The 19,585-nt window shown below is 36.1% G+C and carries 15 protein-coding genes and 1 pseudogene; 7 read left to right on the top strand and 9 right to left on the bottom strand.

Features of this window, described 5'->3' with window-relative positions:
- Positions 1-44: 44 nt before the first annotated feature.
- The 6 genes from J7E37_RS00705 to J7E37_RS00680 all read right to left on the bottom strand — a co-directional run bounded on the left by J7E37_RS00705 (position 45) and on the right by J7E37_RS00680 (position 7,676).
- A complete protein-coding gene (locus J7E37_RS00705; RefSeq protein ID WP_215021859.1) occupies positions 45-3,041 on the bottom strand; it encodes a type I restriction endonuclease subunit R in 2,997 nt (998 codons plus the stop codon).
- On the bottom strand, positions 3,038-4,366 hold the full coding sequence (locus tag J7E37_RS00700; RefSeq protein ID WP_215021857.1) for a restriction endonuclease subunit S: 1,329 nt from the start codon (positions 4,364-4,366) through the stop codon (positions 3,038-3,040). The genes J7E37_RS00705 and J7E37_RS00700 overlap by 4 nt, the downstream gene beginning before the upstream one ends.
- Positions 4,363-6,420 (bottom strand): type I restriction-modification system subunit M, encoded by a 2,058-nt coding sequence (locus J7E37_RS00695; protein WP_215021855.1) that lies wholly within the window; start codon positions 6,418-6,420, stop codon positions 4,363-4,365. The genes J7E37_RS00700 and J7E37_RS00695 overlap by 4 nt, the downstream gene beginning before the upstream one ends.
- Before the next feature lie 139 nt (positions 6,421-6,559).
- Positions 6,560-7,123 carry a recombinase family protein gene (locus J7E37_RS00690; protein ID WP_215021853.1) on the bottom strand — a complete coding sequence of 188 codons (564 nt, stop codon included), beginning with the start codon at positions 7,121-7,123 and terminating at the stop codon, positions 6,560-6,562.
- Between the two features lie 231 nt (positions 7,124-7,354).
- Positions 7,355-7,513: a hypothetical protein gene (locus J7E37_RS00685; RefSeq protein ID WP_215021851.1), complete on the bottom strand. Its 159-nt coding sequence runs from the start codon at positions 7,511-7,513 to the stop codon at positions 7,355-7,357.
- 16 nt (positions 7,514-7,529) lie between these two features.
- Positions 7,530-7,676, bottom strand: coding sequence for a hypothetical protein (locus tag J7E37_RS00680; RefSeq protein ID WP_215021849.1), 147 nt, complete (start codon positions 7,674-7,676; stop codon positions 7,530-7,532).
- Positions 7,677-7,857: 181 nt separating this feature from the next.
- Between J7E37_RS00680 and J7E37_RS00675 the strand changes: the two genes are divergently transcribed.
- From J7E37_RS00675 to J7E37_RS00655, 5 genes are all read left to right on the top strand, one after another.
- On the top strand, positions 7,858-10,104 hold the full coding sequence (locus tag J7E37_RS00675) for a S8 family peptidase (protein WP_215021846.1): 2,247 nt from the start codon (positions 7,858-7,860) through the stop codon (positions 10,102-10,104).
- Positions 10,105-10,237: 133 nt separating this feature from the next.
- On the top strand, positions 10,238-10,528 hold the full coding sequence (locus tag J7E37_RS00670; RefSeq protein ID WP_215021843.1) for a helix-turn-helix domain-containing protein: 291 nt from the start codon (positions 10,238-10,240) through the stop codon (positions 10,526-10,528).
- A complete protein-coding gene (locus J7E37_RS00665; protein WP_215021841.1) occupies positions 10,525-10,908 on the top strand; it encodes an RING finger protein in 384 nt (127 codons plus the stop codon). The genes J7E37_RS00670 and J7E37_RS00665 overlap by 4 nt, the downstream gene beginning before the upstream one ends.
- A gap of 235 nt (positions 10,909-11,143) precedes the next feature.
- Positions 11,144-13,486 carry a hypothetical protein gene (locus tag J7E37_RS00660; protein WP_215021838.1) on the top strand — a complete coding sequence of 781 codons (2,343 nt, stop codon included), beginning with the start codon at positions 11,144-11,146 and terminating at the stop codon, positions 13,484-13,486.
- Complete coding sequence (locus J7E37_RS00655) at positions 13,483-13,788, top strand: hypothetical protein (protein WP_215021836.1); 306 nt, start codon at positions 13,483-13,485, stop codon at positions 13,786-13,788. Before J7E37_RS00660 ends, J7E37_RS00655 begins: the two co-directional genes overlap by 4 nt.
- A 473-nt stretch (positions 13,789-14,261) precedes the next feature.
- Here J7E37_RS00655 and J7E37_RS00650 read toward each other — a convergent pair whose 3' ends face one another.
- Positions 14,262-14,855: a hypothetical protein gene (locus J7E37_RS00650; RefSeq protein ID WP_215021833.1), complete on the bottom strand. Its 594-nt coding sequence runs from the start codon at positions 14,853-14,855 to the stop codon at positions 14,262-14,264.
- A 174-nt stretch (positions 14,856-15,029) separates the two neighbouring features.
- On the opposite strand from J7E37_RS00650, the gene J7E37_RS00645 reads away from it, so the two are divergent.
- The gene (locus J7E37_RS00645) at positions 15,030-16,691 is read left to right on the top strand and encodes a recombinase family protein (protein WP_251009381.1); all 1,662 of its coding nucleotides are present in this window, start codon (positions 15,030-15,032) and stop codon (positions 16,689-16,691) included.
- Positions 16,603-17,139: pseudogene (sigK, locus tag J7E37_RS00640) on the top strand (RNA polymerase sporulation sigma factor SigK); the annotation flags it as partial. The gene J7E37_RS00645 and the pseudogene sigK, both read left to right, overlap by 89 nt.
- A gap of 717 nt (positions 17,140-17,856) precedes the next feature.
- Here the strand turns inward: sigK and J7E37_RS00635 are convergent.
- Positions 17,857-17,994 carry a YrzI family small protein gene (locus J7E37_RS00635; protein ID WP_214778704.1) on the bottom strand — a complete coding sequence of 46 codons (138 nt, stop codon included), beginning with the start codon at positions 17,992-17,994 and terminating at the stop codon, positions 17,857-17,859.
- 353 nt (positions 17,995-18,347) lie between these two features.
- On the bottom strand, positions 18,348-18,602 hold the full coding sequence (locus J7E37_RS00630) for a YrhC family protein (RefSeq protein ID WP_251009380.1): 255 nt from the start codon (positions 18,600-18,602) through the stop codon (positions 18,348-18,350).
- Positions 18,603-19,585 lie beyond the last annotated feature (983 nt).

Raw genomic sequence — 19,585 nt, 5'->3', positions numbered from 1 at the left:
AAATTTAAAATCTACATTTTGCTTGTTTTTTTATTTAATATTTTTTATTGATTTTTATTTACTTCATCAAACCCGGATGCCTTGAGGAGTTCATATACATGCTCACCCATATATCCTTCAAGTTGATCACGGAATAAATCATCTTCTAGAATTTTACCAAAGAAGCCTTGATTCTTTTCAAATCCTTCAACAACATAATCCATAAAACGTTTACGAAAACCTAGAATAAAGTCATCGAGCGAGTTGTTTTGTGCCTGAGTTCTGAGGGTTTGATCCTCTTTAGCCGTTTCAATGATTTGCTGGATGTTTAACTTTTCATGTTCACCGAATTCTGTCCCATTTTTAGAGTTCAACCTTTCAAGGATCGCTGTCAGAGGATCTGTTGGCGGCTCTTCATTGCCTTTTCCGCCACTAACATTAATTTCAACAAAATAATCCTCTTCATCTTCCCCAAGTGTAATATTCGTCTCGCCTTTTTTCTTTTTTAAGGAGTAATATTCAAGCACTATTTTATCCTCTAGATTAACAGGAGGGCTACCCTTAATCGATATCTTTTTTAATAAATAGCGAAGATAAACAAACAGCTTATGCAGTTCAACATCTTTAAATGGTGTGATTTGAAGTACAAACATATATATGCTATTAAACTTTTTAGCTTTACTCACAAAATCACGCTGTTCTTCTTCACTTAAACGTTTATACCGATCCACAGCTGAATCTATATAGTTATTAGAGAGTTCAGTATCACGCTTTGTTTTCTTGTCTTTGTAGATAATTTCAACGAATTTATCCACTTCATCATCCATTAGAATCATATAGTTATCTATTTCTTGTTGAATGCTATAAAGCTCGTTCGGTTCAACATCACCTTTTAATACGGTGTCTTCATAATAAGGCTCAAACGATTTACGAATATCTTCTGGATCATTTACAAAATCTAAGATGAACGTATCTTCTTTGTCAGGATGTGTCCTATTAAGTCGCGATAGAGTTTGAACTGCTTTTAGTCCAGTCAGCTTTTTATCAACAAACATCGTATGTAACTTCGGCTGATCAAAACCGGTTTGATACTTTTCAGCAACAAGCAAAACTTGATATTCATCACTATCAAACTTCTTAGGTAATTGCTTTTCCGGAAATTTATTCATACCAGGCTCTGTATATTCATCTCCGTTATCTTTCACCGTGCCTGAGAACGCTACGAGCGCTTTCATATCCTTGTAGCCCTTTTTCTTTATGTAAGCATCAAACGCTAGTTTGTAGCGAACAGCGTGCAAACGTGAAGCGGTAACAACCATCGCTTTAGCTTGTCCGTTAAGTTTTTTACTCGTGATTTTCCTGTAATGTTCAATAATGATTTCTGTTTTCTGTTCGATATTATGCGGGTGTAAGCTTACAAAACGAGAAATCGCTTTAGTTGCTTTTGCGCTTTCAAATTCCGGATCATCTTCGATCTTTTTAGCCACTCGGTAATAGGTGCCATAAGTAACGTAATTTTTTAAAACGTCTAGGATAAAGCCCTCTTGAATCGCTTGTTTCATGCTGTATAGGTGAAATGGATGTGGCTTACCTTCATCATCTTCTGTACCGAACATTTTTAGTGTGCTGCCTTTTGGAGTCGCTGTAAACGCAAAGAAACTAATATTAGGCTGTTTTCCAACTCGAGTAATTTCGTCTAGGATTTTTTCTTCTGCATCCGTTTGGTTTGCTTCAGCTTCTTCGTCCTGTTTTTGAGCTTCTTCTAAAGTCAAGCTGGTCGTAAGTGCTGCCATGTTCTTTCCGCTTGTTGAAGAGTGTGCTTCATCAATGATGATTGCGAAGTTCTTATTTTTTAAAGTACCGAGTTTATCAAGAATATATGGGAACTTTTGAATAGTCGTAATGATAATTTTCGTACCTTTATTTAAAGATTCAGCTAATTGAGACGAGTCTTCTTCAATTTTTGCAACCATTCCTGCTTTATGCTCAAGTTGATACACTGCTTTTTGAAGCTGTTTGTCTAACACTTTACGATCTGTTACAACAATTACACCTTCGAAAACCGACTGATTTTCGTCATTGTGCAATGTCGCTAAACGGTGTGATAACCAGGAAATCGAGTTGGTTTTACCACTTCCAGCGCTATGTTGGATGAGATAGGATTGTCCAGACCCAAATGATTTAGCGTGCGTAATAACCTTATTAACAGCATCACGTTGATGATAACGGGGAAAGATTAACGTTTCCTTTGTTTTTATATCACCATTCTCATCTTCTTCTTCATCTACTTTCAGATAGACAAACTTATCAAGGATTTCAAGTAGGTTATCACGCGATAAAACATCTTCCCAGATATAATGGGTTTTCAGCTTTCCCTCGACTATTGGATTACCTTTTCCCCCGTTGTGCCCTTTGTTAAATGGCAAGAAGAACGTTTTAGTACCATTCAACTTTGTTGTCATAAATACCTCGTTTGTATCCATTGCAAAACAAGCGATAACGCGTTGTTTAAAACGAAACAACGTATCTTTTCCGCTACGATCAAGCATCCATTGTTGTTTTGCATCCTCAACATTTTGACCTGTGAATTCATTCTTTAATTCAAAAGCGAGAACTGGTAGACCATTCAAGAAAATAACAAGATCAATACGTTCTCCCTCTTTGTGAACAAGCTCTTCGGTTACAGAAATACGATTTTTTTCATGAAGCGCCATCAAATCTTTATTTAGAGATGTTGGCGGTTTAAAATATGAAAAATTCAATTGAACTCCGTAATCCTTAATACCTTTACGGAGCACATCAACCATACCACGACGCTTTAATTCGCTATCTAGTCTAAAAAGGATTTTTTGTCTATATTGACCTTTGTATATCTCTTTTAGTTTTGATAAAGACTTTTCTTGGGTCTCCTCTAAAAATAAGAACAATTGAGTCTCATCGAACGCATATGGACGATTATAATCATTATTAGTGCCTTCAATATATCCATTTACAGTGGTCAAGTATTCCTTGACCACTGTTTGAAACGCTCGTTCTTTTAATACATTTGGTGTTAGTATCATGATCTCACCTCCAGGCTACTTTTATAATTTCTAACATCTATTTTTCCAGTCACACATTCATAAAGAAGCGATTTTTTATAAGTTTCCAGTTCATTTATTAACTGTTCTTTTTGATTGATTAATTGATTTATATGGGCACATTTAGCATCTAAGAAATTTGCTATTTCTTTTTGTTCATGAATTGAAGGTACCAAAACAGGTAATTTCTTAAGTAATTCTTGGCTCAAAGATGCTCTTGTAACTAAATTCATTTCCTTAACAAAAAATTTTCTATGAATTTGACTTCTAAAATAATACTTATAAAAATTAGGATTTAATTCATCTGAATAGGGTCTAAAACGAATTACAAACCCCGCAAAAACCGCGTTTTCAATTGTTTCTAGGCATGTAGAAGCAAAACCAACTTCTTCTATAGTTTCGGATGTCCTTGTGAAAAAAACATCACCTGACTTAACGGAATAACTTTTCCTATCGGAAATAGAAGAATTAACTAAACCTTCTACTTTTTGTGGCAATACAATATTTTTATATACGTCTCCATAACTTACAAACGGATAACCTTGTCCGAAATATTCAGAAGATTTACTTATCCCGTTTTGTAATGTTCCCAAATATCTTAGTTTCTTTACGGTCCAATTTTCAGGAATGTCTCCTAAATATTCAATCCCACTGTCTTTCAATTTAACTTTCGCATTTATTCCTTTTGTAACAGTTTCACTAATAAGAGACTGTTTATATTGTTTGTATTCTTCAATAGACTTTTTATTTAATTCAATAATCGAATCAATTTTAGATATATTTTCATCAAGAAAGTTGGTAATTTTTTCTTGTTCTTTTGATGAAGGATAAGGAAGCATAACAGTATTTAGTTTTGACATTTGTATTCGCATTCGAATTTCCAGAATACCATTACCATAGCCTTTTAAACTTTCTTGGAAGACTTTAGTTTGAAAAATATGATTAAAATAATTTACAGAATCCTCAGTTTTCCTAGGGTAAAGCATATAGTAAACAGGGCTAACCGCACCAAAATATCTTGAAAGACCTACAGAACCAATCATTACATTCATGCTATTTAAAACAATGTCATTTGGATATGCCAATTTGTATCCTGTTAAGTCCTCTTTGGATTTATTTCCAACATCACCCTTCTCCGTGTAAGGAATTACACCTCTATCGTTTGTGAGCGATAGAATGAAATCTGTTTTTATAGGTGCGTTTTTTTCATTTCTTTCAATCAAAACTGATTTTAATCTCTTTATTTCCCATTCTGCAGGAATGGTCCCAATCCAGTCCACTCCACTATCTTTCATTTTCCTACTCATTTGAAGCCACCTACTTCATGGAATAAATCATTTAAGGTTGTTATAATTTTTTGTTCCATTTCTAGAATTCGATTCTCAATTTGATTTGCTTTTTCAGGTGCTTCATATTTATAAAAATGTCTGGTAAAAGGTATCTCATAACCAACCTTCGTTTTACTCTCGTCAATCCATGCATTTTGTACGTATGGCAATACTTCAACTTCAAAATGTTTATAAATATCTTCTTTTAATGGTACTAATTCTGTGTCGCGGAACAATGGATCGGCTTCAATTTTACCTTTTGCATCACTACAAATATCTGCTGAATTATCTCTTTCCGATAAACCCATGTAAATTGACTTCCACAATCCTGCTTTCACTTCAGGAATTTCTTTAAATAAAGGTTTTAATATTTTTATAAATTCTTCGCGATTTTTATACAATTTATTTGAAATGTTTTCTTTAAGAGTTTGCAAAATCTTCTCTTGAAGTCTCTTTCCTTCCTCAAGACTTTTCAATTTCTTATCATCATTTTGCTTTTTGTTTTTCTTCCGAGATAATTCAACATATGTTTCTTCATCGAATAACTTGGCAAATCCGGATTCATTATATAAATTTTCAATACGGTCTTCTGAAATCATAAAATTTAGTTGGAGCGGACGTTCAACAGTAATTTTCCTATATCCGAATTCAACTCCATCAAAAATCTTACAATATTCATTTTCTTTAAATTCACCATATAGTCTTGTAATTTCAGCAATTTGTGTTTCAGTAATTTCATTACGTTTACTACCTAGGTTTTTACGCATCCTTTCATAAAAACTCGATGCATCAATTAACTGAATTTTCCCTTTGCGTATCGAACCTTTTCCCAAGTTTTCATTTTTACGATTTGAAAGGATCCAAATGTATGTAGATATTCCTGTGTTGTAAAAAAGTTGATCAGGAAGTGCAACTATACCCTCTAGTAAATCTTTTTCAATTATCCAACGGCGAATTTCACTTTCTCCACTTCCAGCATCACCCGAAAACAACGGTGATCCACTAAAAATAATAGCCATGCGGCTTCCTTTTTCATCTCGTTTCATTTTTGAAACCATGTGTTGTAAGAATAATAGTGATCCATCCGAAGTCCTTGGAAGCCCTGCACCATAGCGACCGTCAAACCCCTTTTCGGCGTTTTCTTCTATAATGCTTTCGCCGTAATGTTTCCAATCAACTCCAAAAGGTGGATTCATTAGCGCATAACGAACTTGTAAGTCCTTGTGCCCGTCTAATTCGTTTAGTGAATTACCAAAAGCAATATGACCGGCATTTTGTCCTTTAATCAATAAATCGGCACATGCGATGGCATATGATTTCGGATTTATTTCTTGTCCGAACACCTCTACTTGTGTATTTGGATTTAATTCTTGGATAAATTGGGTTGCTTCTGACAACATCCCTCCTGTCCCACATGCAAAATCGCCAATTTGTACTATTTTACCTTCTTGCATTAATTCCGATTGATCTTCGTTTAAAATAAGATTAACCATCAGTTTGATAACCTCACGGGGTGTATAGTGATCCCCGGCTTCAGCGTTTTCAGAAAAACGACGAATTAATTCTTCGAAAATGTATCCCATCTGCATGTTTGATACTTTTGATACGCTCAAATCCATACTCGCGAATAATTGAATAACACTGTATAACAAGTTATGCTCGTCCATTTTTTTGATTTCATCTTCAAAATCAAATCGCTCAAAAATAACTCGAACGTTTGATGAAAATCCTTGTATGTAATTACGTAAATTAGCAGCGATATTATCAGGATCTTTCAATAGCGTTTGGAAATCAAATGGGCTTGTATTATTAAAGTCATAACCCGTAATCCTATTTAATATTGCATCATGCTTTACTGATTTAGCTTTTTCTAACACTTCTTTTTTTGTTGGTTCTAGTAATGAGTCGAAGCGGCGTAGTACACTTAAAGGTAAAATAACATCTCGATACTCTTCTTTTTTGTATGGTCCTCGTAAAATTTCAGCATTTTTCCATATAAAATTAACAAATTCATTATTTTTTAGTATTTCCATATTAAAATGACACCCTCTTATTTAATTTGTATAACAATAAATATACTCTTTTATAATTTTACCGTAACTGATATCATGTTTCATCATATTTCCGCAAAAAATGGAATTTCCTTCCGATTTACTCAAAAAGAAAATCGCCCTAACCAACAGGGCGATTTCTCAAATAGTCATAAAATGTGGTTCGGCTTACGCCCGTTTTCTTTGTTATTTCCGCGACAGAATACCGTTTCGATTCGTAAAGCGCAAATGCCAATTCTAATTTTTCACTATCAACGGTTGGTCTTCCGAGCTTCACGCCGTTTTTCTTTTTGGCAGCAAGCTGCTCTTTCGTTCGCTCCGAAATGATATCACGCTCGAACTCAGCGATTGCTCCCATCATTCGGAAGAATAATTTTCCCGAAGCGCTGTTTGTATCGATTTTTTCATGCAGGGAGATGAATTCAATTCCTCGTTTTTCAAACACTTCAACAAGCTCTTCTAAATGCTTTAAACTTCGACTAATCCGATCCAACTTAAACACTCCGATTTCATCGCTTTCGCGAGCGTAATCAAGCAGTCGATTTAATTCTGGACGATCCTTTTTCATTCCGGATACATGTTCTTTATAAATGTTTTCTTCTTTAACGCCTGCTGATTTAAGCGCTTCTAATTGCATAAGCATGTCTTGATCATCAGTCGACACACGTGCATATCCTAGCTTCATTTTTTCCTCCTATTGATTGTACGAAAAAAGGTGACTTTAATCTTTTTCGAACAAAAGACTTTTCGTACCCTTTTTCGAACATTTTTTAATCAGTATAACAAGAAAAAACAACCGTTATACATTGTCTGACAATTCGTCAATTAAACGGTCGTTTTTCGTACACTAACATTATGTTTCATAAATTTTATTATTAGACCTTTATATTGGTTCTTGTGTAGTCGTAAAAATTTTTCAATACTCGCATTCCCCTAAAATGTTCTGTACATTCATATATTCGCATTCATCCCAATACTCCTCTAAAGCTTTTTCTTTTTTATAAATATACATTCCTGAGATCATCAAGATGATAGCAAGAATAGAATACAGCAATATCTTTTGTTTCTTTTTCATGATAACACCTCACTTTTTATTCACATCCAATAATACCTTGAACCTTATTACTTTCACATTTTTTCCAGTGTTCATTAATTGGTTTGTAGCGTAGTTCATAAAAAGCAAATAAAGAAACAGTAAGTAAAATTAAAAAAATAATAATGGTAATTTTCTTTTTCATGATAACACCTCACTTTTTGTCATCTTAAAAGAAAAGATGAATAAAGCAAGTAAAATAATAAATTCCGTTTACCAGATTTAAAAATAAGCCTATGTTAAAATTTTACATTTTTTTACATATTTCAAAATTTTCAAATACAATTAAAATGTAACAATAATAATCTTTTATTGGGGGAATATGGATGAAAAAGATTTTGATAATCCTATCTGCAGTTTTACTATTAACAACAGGATACACAACTCAAGCAATGACCATCACAGATGACCCGGATATGTATAACGATAATTATCTTAAGAACATTAACATTGAACATTTATGGAATTTTGACGGTGATTTTGGTTTTAAAGGAAACGGTGTAAAAGTTGCAGTGATTGATGAAGGATTTTATAAAGGTCATTCAGATTTTGATCAACAAAAGATAACAGTTTATGACTGTAAGACAACAAATACGTGTATTACAACAGCGGAAAATCTGGTGAGTGGACATAAAACCCATGGTACAAATGTGTCAGGCATCATTATAGCAAAACATGATGGAATAGAAATTGACGGCGTAGCGCCTGGAGTCGAACTAGAGTTTCATAATGCCGATTTGACAACTCATGAGACGACCAGAGAAAGCCTACCTAGAGTATTGAATTTTATATACGAAAAAAATCAAACATTAAACCGGAAAGATCAAGTAAAGGTTATAAATTTAAGTTTAAGCGTTATAAATACAGAAGAATCTAAATTAGCAATTGATACTGCCATCGAAAGATTAGTATCACAAGGGGTACTTATTATTGGAGTAGCCGGTAATAATGGATCGAATAAAGTTGGTTATAACTATCAACCAAATGCACAATATACAACTCAAGATCCGGACGACTCTACTATAACAGATAAAAAAATGTATTACGCTGATTGGAATAGTACATTTTTTGGATATGAAGAAGCAATAGCTGATCCAAAGTATGGTGTAGAATATCCAGGAAGTAATCCTAATGTTATGGCTGTTGCAGCGATTGATACTGGGAACAACCGTGCTAAGTATATCAGTGATGATCTTGATGCTGACAGTCCTTGGTCCCAAACTGGACCTGATGTTGAAATTGCAGCTTTTGGAAAAGATGTTAAACTAGCATGGCATGGTGGAAAAAGTTATGATACGGATTCTGGCACATCAATTGCCGCACCATTCGTAACAGGAGTTGCTGCTTTGTTATTCGAAATGTATCCAGATGCAACTGGACAAGAAATTAGAGAGAAATTAATCGATAACGCAAGCTATACAGCTAATTACGGTGATGTTTATCATCCGGAAACAAAATCGACATCAACAAACACTGATCATAATTGGGAATATGGTTATGGATTTTTATTAGCAAATGTTCAACAGCAGCTAATTAAAAATATCGAAGATACCGAAGGTAGCGGAATGAGAAATTTATATACCATCGGCGATATTAAAACTTATTATCCTTATCCATCATTATCTGCTGACAGCTATCATCTGGAAGGTGAAAACAAAATATCAAAAACTCAATATTATTGGAATGATTGGGTACAAGTCGCACAAAACAAATGGTTTATACCTTCTTCAGAAGAAATAGGCGCTGATTACACAGTATTTTCAACATCTGATTTGTATGATGCACCATACGGAAACGTTGTTCCTGATACCAAAATCGAACCGGGCGATGTTAAAGTATATAAACAATATGGAGATGATTACTACGGTTTTTACCAATTAGGCTCAGACTATAATAATTATTGGGTTCGGGGTCAAACAGGTAAACTCGGAAAAGAAGTACCATATGAAACGACACTTACAACGTACAAGTACGAATATTTATATAGCTTTCCATCAACCCGATTTAATACGTGGGTGGCGATCAACGAAAATCAGCAAGTAACCACTCTTTCACGTTTTATTGATGGAGAAGGTATCTGGTGGTTTAAAGTGGTTAAAGATGGACAAGTTGGTTGGATTATGGGTGACAAAGGTGGTTATTTCACCATTGAAAACATCAATAAAACGATGTATTTAAGAGAAGGAATTCGTTACCGCGAAACACCTGATCAAAATAAACCAGTTATTTCAACTTTAACTGAACCTTCAGTAGAGGTGACAGGAAGGTATATTGATTACCTTAATGATTTTACTTGGTACCGAGTAAACATTGAATCACAGGACTATTGGATTATTGGAGAAGAAGGTCTTTATGCAATAGAACCGACTGATGTTGAAACGTATAAAACAGCTTGGTGGTTAAGCCAAACACTTTTCCAACACCCATTTTCTGAAACAACGTACGAATTAGGAACTATACCGTATTACGAAGACGTTCAAGTGAATGGCATGTGGGAAGATGATGATTATATTTGGTATAATGTGACTTCAAGTATTGGAACAGGATGGATTAGAAGTAATTACAACGACTAAGAAAATTAGTGTAAAGCATTGAAGATAATTATATCTTCAATGCCTTTTTATTTTTTGCTTCAAAGATATATTTTTAGGTCTAATTTATATTTTTACTGGACATAATGGTCTAATAAGGACAAGAGGTATATAAATGAAAGGAGAAAATAAATTGAAAAACCATAATTATATAGAAGAACAATTTGGATATGCAGTTGAATTAGCACCACCTATCAAAGCAATTCCCGACGATAGTGTACTGACCCCTAATGATGTGGCTGACTTGATCGGTTTATCTGTTCGTCAAGTTCGTAGATACTGCGAAAGTGGTAAAATAAGATCCTATTGTTTCGGGAGTAAGTATGTCATATACGGTAGCGATTTTAAGGAGTTTATGAAAGACAACCAGGTAACACCTAGTCCGATTAGAGAGATGATTCAGTGAGCAAACATTTAGTTGCTATTGCTTTTTTAAAGGAAAGTAAGATCGATTATCGATTAGAAAAAGATAAAATCGTCTTTCCTTGCTTCAATTGTTATTCAGAAGTAGAAATGGAACAGTCAACAACAAACTGGAACTGCGCTTTTTGTAATAACGCAGGAACACTTAGACATCTTATTGAAGCAATAGAACATCAAAAGAATCTTCAATTAGAGGATAAAATGGTTTATCACCCAAACAAAGTATTTAAAGAAATTGAAAAAGATTTTGACCGGATTATTAAAAAGAACATCAATAAAGATATAATTGAAAAAATGATAGTTCTTAAAGAAAATACAATTGAATTAATCCAATATTTGTTAGACAAAAACAGAGGAGCTTGATGATATGCTTCTCTGTTTTTTTATTGGTTCAGTTGGTTGATACCAAATTTTAGTCTATTTGGTTTCCACTTACTATGTATAAAATTTCGTTCTTAATGTACGATGAAAAAAAGCAAACGGACACAGCGGACACTAACGGACACTTTTTAGGAAAGGAAGTTGCCAACCCCTTCCGAAAAATGGGGTATAGTGTCCGCTGTGTCCGCACATAATAAATAGTGAGGTGAGAAAATAAATGCTTGTTGATGACTTAGAAATTCACAAGAAAACGAAAACTGCATTGAAGAAGAGTGGGTTTGAAACTTTGGAGGATATTGCTAAAGCTTACCAAGAAAAAGGTAATGCAGCCTTTTCTTCTGATCGTGTAAAAAGCAAAATAGTTCCGGTTTTATATGACAAAGGAATATTAAAACAACTTCCTTCTCAAGAAGAACTTGAAGTACAATTACAAACTAGTTTACTTGGACTTGCGGAAGCAGCAAGACAAACTGGAATAAACCATGTTACTCTAACTGAATTGCTTGAAGCAGATAGAATTCCGCGAGATTGCTATTACGTACGTGGGGTTGATGTAATAACAAAAGCACATTCTTTTACCTATCTTTTTCATAAAGATAAGTTTTTTAATTTTATGAATAAATTCTCAACCCTTACTAGTATCTCCAAAGAATTAAATGTTAGCAAGGATTTACTTTCAAAACTACTCTCAACTCAATTAGACGAAGATCAACTCAGCAAGGTGAAGCTTCATCTTCAACATTGGGATAGGGAGTGGATCAAACAAAATTATTTAAAACTTATTAACAATAGAACGGAAGCAAAGCGCGGAAATGGCACTAACTATTACGAGTATTTTAGTGATGATCTTCAAGTATTAGTTGATAACTATTTTGAATATCGTATAAAAAACGATGAAATTACTTTCGATGGCGTTGTTTATTTTAGTCAACGTATCAAAAAACAAACCACACTAGAAAGTGTAAAGCCGAAACTTGTTAGATCTTTATACAAAATTCTATGTGGACGCGCAAATATAAAAAACTTTTGGGATACTGTAGGAAATACCAAGACTTATAGAAGTCTTACGATTGAAGAGGAGTCGGAACTTTTATCAGTAGAATTTGATCCTATTAAGTTTGATGAAGAAGATGCAAAGTTCATGGTCGCTGGAATTGAAAGCGACACCTATAAATGGAAAATTGCTGCTGAAATGAAGCCATTTTTATATTATGCACTTATGCTAGCGGAAGACGAGTATTACAAAAAGCTTGATTTAAAGGATGCAGGAGAACTCCCCGATTTCGATAGTATGGCAGAAAAAGAGAAATTGTTTAGATTCAAACGTCGGATTGATAAAGCGTTGAAAACGGATATCCCTGTTAAACCACCAAAGAAAATGAAAACTGCCCATAGAAAAGTCTTTGCAACGCGCTCACAACTTGTCCAAACGTTTTTATCTACTCTTACTAATAAAATGTCCCACAGAATGAGATATCCTATTAAAAATGCAGTCATGATTTTAATTGGATTTCTTGCCGGGGTCAGACCTGTGGAGTTATGGAAGCTTGAAATCGATAAACATCTAGACATTGAAAAAGATCCTAGTCATCCGGACTTTGGGTTGCTTAAAAAATATCGAATCGAGCGTATAAGCGGATTGAACGCTGACTTTGTCAGAACCTCGATTGATGATCCGGAAGGCTGGAGCAGGCTTTGGATTTCAGAAGGAATCAGCAAAGGAACCTACAGTCCATCACCTGAATATGGAACATTGCTGGTACCAAGGTTAGTTAATAGGATTAATGAATATTTGATTTGGCTCTATAACCTTTCTCCTAAAGAATATAAAGGGCAAGGATTTTTATTCCGATGTGATGAAAAAAACCCATTTAAAGAATATGCTAAAACTCTTTCCCTTACTAAATGGATTTGGAAAGTAAGAAACGACTTTTCCGACTTCTTATCCGAAACAGAAATAAAGAATTTTAGTTATTACGAAACGCGACACACAGTAAACAATCTAATTGTTAATCGAACTTTGATTGAAGATAAACAATTAAACGATTGGAAAAAGCGTGTCGCTGAGGTTCATTGTAGACATGAAATGGGTGATGAAGATGAAAAGGCTAAAAGTAGAATCAACGAATTTCACTATCAAGAAGATGTACCGCTGTGGGTTTATTATTCAGTAATCAAAGAATCATTAGATTTTCCGTTCTCAAAAACCGAATTAATCAAATGGGAAAAGATTCATAACCCATTGGGAGTCATTGAGTCCTTAGAAGATGAGCCTACACAAATTGATTCAGCAATAAACAACCAAGAATTGTTGGATTCCATTACAAAACCTTCTTCTGACATGACCTTGTCAGCTGAAGAGCAAGAAATGTTTAATGATTTTTCGGAGAAGTTAAATCAACTAACAAAAGAATACGAAATCATAAAACACCCAGTTAAAGCCAAGAATATATATAAACTTGAAGGCAAAGAACGACGGATTAGGCTTTCTAAGCTGAAGGCTGAAATGGCTGAACTCGGCGAACAACTACAAATAATAAGACAAGGTGAAGCATCATGACGTACGATGAGTTTATGAAGGAATGCCATTCAAAGGGGTTAGACCCCTTTGAATACCTTATGCCTAGCGAATCATTTGAAGAAATCATTGATGACTCTCTATATGGCACAAAAGACATTAAAGACTATATTATGCGAAATGAACGGACTGCCAGAAGATGGTGTAATAGTGGTTATATTAAAGTCGTAAGCAAAAACCCGTGGCTATGCACAGGGTTAGAACTAAAGCGTACATTGTTTAAAGAATTTCATGATCAAATCATGACTCAATTTTTACAGAGCGGAAAGAAAAACATTATGTAAATGTTTTACATAGTAAAATGAGTCTAGATAAAAGAAACTGAACGGTTTTGTTCAGTTTTTTTGTTATCCCAGGATTACGAAGATTGTATATTAAGCTAACGGAAAGTTAATAATGTTAGTAATGGAAAGATTATCTAAAATTATGACAACAAAACCATCTGTCAATCTATTTAATGTTCAAATGCATTTATTAAATGATTATATTGTTCGAAACGGAGGTAAATGTGTACAAATCCATAAGTTCCTCTATCGTTTTGACTGCCAAGGTGAGGTATATTACTTGAAAGTCAATCTAGCCGATAATTTGTTTTTTCTTTTTACGAAATCAAGTTCCGGAACACCAAGACTGTTTCAATCGATGGGTGAACTAAGAAGATGGATTGAAAGTGTAAATAACCATGAATCAACAAAAAACCAACTCGAATTTTGAGTTGGTTTTTTTAGCTATTTAATATCGTTGAAAAACGCTTAGGTTAATTACTCTGGGATTGACCATATAGACTCATTTGCTTGAAAATCAATTCAATCATTTCTTCGTATTCTTGTTTTCTTATCCCGAATCCCGTTGTGGTTGAACCTCTATAAATAGTGATAATTGATAGGTCCAATCCTTTTGTATATATGATTTTAATACCATCATGATTGCTTGAAAAGGTATCCCCCCTTGTTCTTCCTTGTCCCTTAAAGGCTTTATTAACCTTTATCAGCTTTACATTTACGACTCTGCTAATTGGGATGGTGTAAGTATCTCCCCCACATTCTAAGACTAAACTCCGTTTAAACAACCGTAGCCACATTTTTCTAGGAATATCGTATTCCCCGCCAAATGGTGAATGATGCCTCTCGACTTTTCCTGATACTTCTTTAATGAATCCTAATTTTTTCTTTTCAAGTCTCCGTTTTAATATAGCTTCAATGATAAGAGGAATACACAGAATTCCAAAGAGATAGTAGTTATACGGGAATATTTCATACATACCGAACAATCCGAATAAGCTAAGAAACATTATAAAAAATAAAATTGCCCAAATGAAACCTAATACTTTTAGTAAAGTTTTAATCCTCAACACCACCTATTTGACAAATACTCTTCTATCTAATTGTAACAGGAAAGTTCAAATGGATATTTAGTTTTTGGTAAATAATTCCCCTCCCTGTTTTGTTCCGTTCAAAAAATCTATACTTTTAATGAATCATGGTAAGAATGAATATACATAGCATTAGAGGAAGGAGTTGACATCATGATTGGCATTTACTTACGTGTAAGTACCATATCACAAGCTGAAGAAGGCTACAGCTTAGAAACTCAAGAAGAGCTGTGTATGAAGCGTGCAAAAGAGTTAGGCTTCTCCCCTTCACAAGTGAAAGTTTACCGTGAAGAAGGTCGAAGTGGTGAGGACATTGATCGTCCACAAATGAACCAGCTTCGTGATGATACAGCAAACGGAATCATCCATAAAGTCATTATAACGGATCCGGATCGTTTGACTCGTGACCTGACCGACAAGCTTATCGTATGTAAGGAATGGGACAGACAAGGCGTAGAAATCATTTTCATTGATACCGAATATCAAAACACCCCTGAAGGTCAAATGTTTTTTAACATGCGCTCTGTGTTCGCTCAGTACGAGTTAGCCCAAATCCGAAAGCGAACCATTAGAGGAAGGCTCCGCGCAGTTGAAAAAGACAAAAAAATCATGCCGATGCGCACAGCGCCGTATGGATATGATTATCGTGACGGCGAACTCGTGATAAACGAGCCCGAAGCGGTTTTTGTTAATAAGATATATTCTTGGTACTTGGAGGGGCATACACTTCGTGAGATTGGAGATAAGCTATTCGCCGCAGGCGCCGTACCAAAACGTGCGGAAAGTAAAAACTTCGGTGCGACATCGATCAGAAGAATTTTAACCTCTGAAATCTATATCGGGAATTACGTTTACAACAAACGGGAAACAAAAAAAGTTTGGGGTGAGCGAACAGGCTCCGGTAAACAGAAGAAAACCTATACCATACGTGATGAAAGTGAATGGATTCGCGTTGATGTACCTCCGATTGTCGATGAAAAGACATTCCAGCTTGCTCAAAAGCAAAAAGAGAAAAACATCAAAAAGCGAGGCAACGTCAAATTTAATTATCTTTTTAAAGGTATGATTCGCTGTAAGCATTGCGGACGGATTTGGGAATGTACGACGTATAACGGTAGAGAAGATAAAAAGACCGGTGAGAAGAAGAAATACGGCGCGTACAGGTGTCCTAACCTTAATCCCAAACGTTATGGTGATGGGATAACAAAATGCGAGTCAAGAAGTATTCGAGTGGAACTGTTGGATGATTACATCATGAATCTCTTGTTTGAGTCTCTAAGTGATCCAGAGATGTTCTACGAAGCCATCAAAGCCCGTCTAACAGAAAAAGATGACACACTAGACGAACAAGTCAGCGAGCTCGAAAAGCAGCTTAAAAAGAAAACGGATGAGCGTGACCGGATTAAGCGCATGTATGTAGTGGCTCAAGTCATCACTGAAGAAGAAATGCTTAAAGACATGAAGAGAATAAACTCTGAAATTACCGGTATCACAGATGAAATCAATGCACTAAAGCGTAAGAAAGAGCAACAAGAGATCAACACCATTTCTGATGAACAAATAAAACTTATACTCGATAATATAAATTTAATGTTTGAAGATAATGACATGACTTTTGATAGCAGGCGAGAACTAATGGAGTTACTCATTGAAGAAATACAGATTGACGCTAAAAGCGAACAAGTGGCTATTACCGTAAAAGGTCCACTCAATGACATTGCTTCATACTCACAACGTCAAAAAATTCGAAAACACCGGCGAGGATTCGGAGGATTTGATTTCTATCGGAACAATCGGTCTGATCAAGGCTATTGAAAGCTATTCGGAAGGCAAAGGCACCAAACTCGCAACATATGCTGCCAGATGCATAGAAAATGAAATCCTCATGCACTTAAGAGCATTGAAGAAAACCAAGAAGGATGTATCATTGCACGATCCCATCGGCCAGGACAAAGAAGGAAATGAAATTTCGCTCATCGATGTCCTGAAGTCAGAATCAGAAGATGTCATTGATACCATCCAGCTCAATATGGAGCTTGAAAAAGTAAAAGAATATATCGATGTCCTCGATGAGCGTGAAAAAGAGGTCATTGTTGGCCGATTTGGCCTTGATTTAAAGAAGGAAAAAACACAGCGTGAAATTGCGAAAGAACTTGGCATCTCAAGAAGTTATGTATCCAGGATCGAGAAGAGGGCATTGATGAAGATGTTCCATGAATTTTATCGGGCGGAAAAAGAAAAGAAGAAGAATAAAGGGAAGTAACGCAGAAACCCGGGCAACGCTCCGGGTTTTTTCAGTATCAATTTATCCAGGGAAAAGAACAAAAAGCGCAAGTGCCTCGTTAAGCCCCGACAAGCGCTGCTCGCCTATGACGCCACGTCCTGTGGCTGGCGGGTCTAGCACATCGTGTGCCTCGGAGGGCCTGACAGTGAAGTCGTTCTTTGACTTCATTGGCAGGAACGAAGCGTCTCGAGGAATTAGGAGCCGCAGCTAGACAAGCGACTCGAGGGGCTAGGCGCTGGAGCTGGATTAAGAAAACTTCAGAGAGTTATCCACAACTCAATAACTTTTATAAATTCCTTAACCACAAGAAAGGTATCAACCCAAATTGGATTGATACCTTCAGAAACTCTATTCCACGCTTACTTCTGCAGCAACTACGAGACCGACAGCGCCGCAGATCACCAATCCCATGACAATCAAGAACATGCCTATCACCCCTTCAGCATTCACCCGTATTTACACCAAATTTACCATATAATGACGGTGCTAAAAGGAAGAGGTTGTGAACATTTTGTTAACGATGGGATTTCTTTTTCCTGAATATTAGTGTTAACAGCAATACGTGCAGTGACATACAGATTACCTCCCGACCCCGTCGTTAGGTGGTGTCCTTCTCCACCCATAAGCTAGCCAGTCTTCTTTGAATTAGATAAACCATTTTCATTCCACCTTTCTTTAGTTGATTATTCAAATGAATTAAAACAGGCGCAGCATTGTTTGACGAGTTTTGTTGTCTTCAACCATTTTTTCTACCATTTCGTTATGGCGAATTTCTTCCAAAGACATTTGGCGTTTGTTAATTGTAATTGTAAAGAACAAGATATTTAAGGTCATAATCGGTTCACCTCCTTTTTTATTTCCACCCCAAAAAGCCGCAAGGATTCCTCCCCTGCGGCAAAATGGGCACAAAAAAGCCACAGGGCACGATTCTCCCTGCGGCCATGGATGTATAAGTGTCAAAAAACAGCTTAAATAATCCAGTCCGATCCGGTCGAATGCGTATTGCGATATGAAGTTTGTGCGTTATCCCAGTATCCATTCATGATCATTTCACTCGACCTCCTTTTGAATTATTTAACCACACTGGTAAGTATATCCACTTTACTTTAATTTGTAAACCTTTTTTTGCCCGATTTTCCCAAAAAGCATTCGTCAAAATCCAACAAAAAAAACGCCCAAAGGACGTTTTATTTCTTCATTAATAACTCCTGGCCTTCTTCTGACTCAATCAGCTCGTTGCGGTATTTTTTCGCAAAAGAAAAAAATACGATAGAACCAGCAAGAAACACGATGGACGCACCAGTAGCAATATATATATCTGTCATCACTTTCGTTTCAGACGGAAGGATCGTTCCAAGATAAAAGAAAACTCCTACAGCAAGCAGGACTGTCGCAAATTGTTTAACGTCAACCATTTTCTCATAGAGTTGCTTAGCCTTCATTAATATCACCTGCATTTTAATAGACTTAACCACAACCCTACTGTAACATCTTTTAAACGTTTTTTACGTATGTAATTTTTGGAAAATGGGTGAGTTGAGATATTTTGTGAGGAGATTAAGGTTACGTTAATATTTTCGGATGCACCAGAGCTGCTGCTTCGGGTAAAACTAGCGGCTTCAGCTGTGATTTTGTCCGAACCCGGGGCTACTTCGGACAAAACTAGCGGACTTCCCTTTGATTTTGTCCGAACCTGGTACTACTTCGGACAAAACTGACTGCTCCTGCTGAGATTTTGTCCGAACCTAAGGCTACTTCGGACAAAACTGACTGCTCCTGCTGTGATTTTGTCCGAACCTAAGGCTACTTCGGACAAAACTGGCGGCTCCAGCTTTGATTTTGTCCGAACCTAGGGCTACTTCGGACAAAACTACCTGACATCCCTTTGTTTTTGTCTGAACCTAGGGCTGCTTCGGACAAAACTGGCGGCTCCAGCTTTGATTTTGTCCGAACCTAGGGCTACTTCGGACAAAACTAGCGGACTTCCCTTTGATTTTGTCCGAACCTGGGGCTGGTTCAGACAAAACTAGCTGCTCCAGCTGTGATTTTGTCCGAACCTGGACTACTTCGGACAAAACTACCTGACATCCCTTTGTTTTTGTCCGAACCTAGGGCTGCTTCGGACAAAACTAGCGGACATCCCTTTAATTCTGTCCGAACCTGGGGCTACTTCGGACAAAACTAGCGGACATCCATTTAATTTTGTCCCAACCTAGGGCTACTTCAGACAAAACTGGCGGCTCCAGCTGTGACTTTGTCCGAACCTAGGGCTACTTCAGACAAAACTGGCGGCTCCAGCTGTGATTTTGTCCGAACCTGGGACTACTTCGGACAAAACTAACGGCTTCAGCTGTGATTTTGTCCGAACCTAGGGCTACTTCAGACAAAACTGGCTGCTCCAGCTGTGATTTTGTCCGAACCTGAG

It is taken from the genome of Bacillus sp. ISL-39 (assembly GCF_018613295.1).
Taxonomy (GTDB): Bacteria; Bacillota; Bacilli; order Bacillales; family Cytobacillaceae; genus Mesobacillus.
Note: the sequence above shows the minus strand (reverse complement) of the source record. Positions and strands in the feature narration are given on the sequence as shown.

What these genes read in the sequence shown, in the direction of transcription:
- J7E37_RS00705 (WP_215021859.1), bottom strand. Translation starts at nt 3,041, where the DNA reads ATGATACTAACACCAAATGTATTAAAAGAACGAGCGTTTCAAACAGTG.
- J7E37_RS00700 (WP_215021857.1), bottom strand. Translation starts at nt 4,366, where the DNA reads ATGAGTAGGAAAATGAAAGATAGTGGAGTGGACTGGATTGGGACCATT.
- J7E37_RS00695 (WP_215021855.1), bottom strand. Translation starts at nt 6,420, where the DNA reads ATGGAAATACTAAAAAATAATGAATTTGTTAATTTTATATGGAAAAAT.
- J7E37_RS00690 (WP_215021853.1), bottom strand. Translation starts at nt 7,123, where the DNA reads ATGAAGCTAGGATATGCACGTGTGTCGACTGATGATCAAGACATGCTT.
- J7E37_RS00685 (WP_215021851.1), bottom strand. Translation starts at nt 7,513, where the DNA reads ATGAAAAAGAAACAAAAGATATTGCTGTATTCTATTCTTGCTATCATC.
- J7E37_RS00680 (WP_215021849.1), bottom strand. Translation starts at nt 7,676, where the DNA reads ATGAAAAAGAAAATTACCATTATTATTTTTTTAATTTTACTTACTGTT.
- J7E37_RS00675 (WP_215021846.1), top strand. Translation starts at nt 7,858, where the DNA reads ATGAAAAAGATTTTGATAATCCTATCTGCAGTTTTACTATTAACAACA.
- J7E37_RS00670 (WP_215021843.1), top strand. Translation starts at nt 10,238, where the DNA reads ATGAAAGGAGAAAATAAATTGAAAAACCATAATTATATAGAAGAACAA.
- J7E37_RS00660 (WP_215021838.1), top strand. Translation starts at nt 11,144, where the DNA reads ATGCTTGTTGATGACTTAGAAATTCACAAGAAAACGAAAACTGCATTG.
- J7E37_RS00655 (WP_215021836.1), top strand. Translation starts at nt 13,483, where the DNA reads ATGACGTACGATGAGTTTATGAAGGAATGCCATTCAAAGGGGTTAGAC.
- J7E37_RS00645 (WP_251009381.1), top strand. Translation starts at nt 15,030, where the DNA reads ATGATTGGCATTTACTTACGTGTAAGTACCATATCACAAGCTGAAGAA.
- J7E37_RS00635 (WP_214778704.1), bottom strand. Translation starts at nt 17,994, where the DNA reads ATGACCTTAAATATCTTGTTCTTTACAATTACAATTAACAAACGCCAA.
- J7E37_RS00630 (WP_251009380.1), bottom strand. Translation starts at nt 18,602, where the DNA reads ATGAAGGCTAAGCAACTCTATGAGAAAATGGTTGACGTTAAACAATTT.